The sequence below is a fragment of the Methyloceanibacter sp. genome, from assembly GCF_049590335.1.
Taxonomy (GTDB): Bacteria; Pseudomonadota; Alphaproteobacteria; order Rhizobiales; family Methyloligellaceae; genus Methyloceanibacter.
Window position 1 is genome coordinate 1 of record NZ_JBAWCQ010000040.1, and the last position, 2574, is coordinate 2574.

The 2574-nt window shown below is 62.5% G+C and carries 3 protein-coding genes; 2 read left to right on the plus strand and 1 reads right to left on the minus strand.

Annotated elements, in window-relative coordinates:
- Both odhB and lpdA read left to right on the plus strand, forming a co-directional pair.
- On the plus strand, positions 1–777 hold a 777-nt coding region (gene odhB, locus WBQ77_RS02830; protein ID WP_424058834.1), incomplete at its 5' end, for a 2-oxoglutarate dehydrogenase complex dihydrolipoyllysine-residue succinyltransferase.
- Between the two features lie 23 nt (positions 778–800).
- Positions 801–2204: a dihydrolipoyl dehydrogenase gene (gene lpdA / locus WBQ77_RS02835; RefSeq protein WP_424058835.1), complete on the plus strand. Its 1404-nt coding sequence runs from the start codon at positions 801–803 to the stop codon at positions 2202–2204.
- A 49-nt stretch (positions 2205–2253) separates the two neighbouring features.
- Here lpdA and WBQ77_RS02840 read toward each other — a convergent pair.
- Positions 2254–2574 (minus strand): tyrosine-type recombinase/integrase (locus WBQ77_RS02840; protein WP_424058836.1); only part of this gene is annotated, 321 nt, incomplete at its 5' end.

A 2574-nucleotide genomic window follows, 5' to 3' on the forward strand; every position in this document is an offset into this window, starting at 1 on the left:
GCCGAGACCTTGCGCGAGACCCCGCGTGCGCCGAAACCCCCGGCCCCGCCGCGTGCGCCCCTGGCGCCGGACGATGCCGCGCGCGAAGAACGCGTGCGCATGACGCGGCTGCGCCAAACCATCGCCAAGCGCCTGAAGGACGCCCAAGACACCGCCGCCATGCTGACCACTTTCAACGACGTGGACATGAGCAAGATCATGCAGCTGCGGAAGGAGTACCGGGACGGATTCGAGAAGCGTCACGGCGTGAAGCTCGGCTTCATGGGCTTCTTCGTTAAAGCCTGCGTGCAGGCGCTGAAAGATATACCCGCCGTGAACGCGGAGATCGACGGCGACGATCTCGTCTACAAGAACTACTACCATGTGGGCGTGGCGGTCGGCACGGAGCGCGGGCTGGTGGTGCCGGTGATCCGGAACGCGGACCGCATGAGCCTGGCCGAGATCGAGTCGACAATCACCGATTTCGGCATGCGCGCCCGCGAAGGCAAGCTCGGCCTCGCCGAGATGCAGGGCGGAACCTTCACCATCTCCAATGGCGGCATTTACGGGTCCATGCTCTCCACGCCGATCCTCAACGCGCCCCAGTCCGGCATTCTCGGCATGCACCGCATTGAGGAACGTCCCGTGGTCCGGGATGGACAGATTGTGGCACGGCCGATGATGTATCTCGCGCTGTCCTACGACCACCGCATTGTGGACGGCAAAGAGGCCGTGACCTTCCTGGTGAATGTGAGGGACTCGCTTGAGAACCCCGCGCGCCTGATCCTCGATCTTTAGCACCGGATTCCAGAGACAACCCCATGAGTACCCCCTACGACCTGATCGTCATCGGCACCGGCCCTGGCGGCTATGTGTGCGCTATTCGCGCCTCACAGCTTGGCATGAAAGTCGCCGTCGTCGAAAAACGCAGCGCCCATGGCGGCACCTGCCTCAACGTGGGCTGCATCCCCTCCAAGGCGTTGCTGCATGCCTCAGAAGCCTATGCGGAAGCGACCGGCCATTTCGCCGAGATGGGCATCAACGTGAAACCGGAACTCGACCTTGCCGCCATGCTTGCCTTCAAGGACGAAGGCGTGAAAGGCAATGTGGACGGCATCGAATATCTTCTGAAGAAGAACAAGATCGACACCTATCAGGGTCTCGGCACGATCCTCGCCCCGCACAAGGTCGAGGTCGCGCCGGACAAGGGCCACAAGCAAACGCTCGAAACCAGGGCCATCGTGATCGCCACGGGCTCGGACGTGGCGCGCGTTCCTGGCATCGACGTCGACGAGAAACGTATCGTCTCATCCACGGGGGCGCTGTCGCTCCCGAAAGTGCCCAAACGCATGATCGTCATCGGCGGCGGCTATATCGGGCTCGAGCTTGGTTCGGTCTGGTCGAGACTCGGTGCAAAAGTGACCGTGGTCGAGATGCTGCACACCATCACGCCCGGTCTCGACGGCGAGCTCGCCAAACAGCTTCAGAAGATCCTGAAGAAGCAGGGGCTCAGCTTCAAGCTCGGCGCCAAGGTCACCAAGGTCGATACCTCGGGAAAAAGCGTGAAGCTCACCATCGAGCCAGCCGAGAGCGGCGAAGCCGAGACCCTGGAATGCGACGTGGTGCTGGTATCGATCGGGCGCGTGCCGAACACGGCGGGCCTTGGCCTCTCGAATGCGGGCATCGAGACCCATGCCCGCGGCCGTATCGTGGTCGATCACAATTTCCAGACAAATGTGCCGAGCGTCTATGCCATTGGCGACGTGATCGCGGGACCCATGCTCGCCCACAAGGCCGAGGAGGAAGGTGTGGCCGTCGCCGAGATCTTGGGCGGCCAGTCGGGCCATGTGAATTACGACGTCATCCCGTCGGTGGTGTACACCTCACCGGAAGTGGCATCTGTCGGCAAGACCGAAGAGCAGCTGAAAGAGGACGGCCTCGCCTACAAGGTTGGCAAGTTCCCGTTCAGCGCCAATGGCCGAGCCAAGGTGAACCGCACGACCGAGGGCTTCGTCAAAGTGCTTTCCGATGCCGTCACCGATCGCGTGCTCGGCGTGCATATCATCGGTCCGGATGCGGGCACGATGATCGCCGAGGCCGCCGTGCTGATGGAATTCGGCGGATCGGCGGAAGATCTCGCCCGCACCTGCCATGCGCACCCGACGCTGAACGAAGCGATCAAGGAAGCGGCGCTCGCCGTCGACAAGCGCGCTCTGCATATGTAGCGGCAGAGGTCCTTGGGGTTCACCTCCGCGAAAATTATACCCTTGGGAGTTACGCCCTTGGGTGGGCGCTCTCATAGGCCTTCAGGAGATGGGCGCGGTCGACCTCTGTATAGCCTTGCGTAGTCGAGAGGCTCGCATGGCCGAGCAATTCCTGGATCGCTCGCAAATCCACACCCGCCCCCAGCAGATGGGTGGCGAAGGAATGGCGCAGCGCATGGGGCGTGGCCGTGGCGGGAAGGCCGAGCGCGGCGCGCGCCTTCTCCAGTCGCAGCTGGATAATCCGTGGACTGAGTCTCTTTCCCCGAACGCCGATAAAGAGCGGATCGTCTGGTCCCAATTTTTTCGGGCAGAGATCGAGATAGCGCTGAAC

What these genes read in the sequence shown, in the direction of transcription:
- lpdA (WP_424058835.1), top strand. Translation starts at nt 801, where the DNA reads ATGAGTACCCCCTACGACCTGATCGTCATCGGCACCGGCCCTGGCGGC.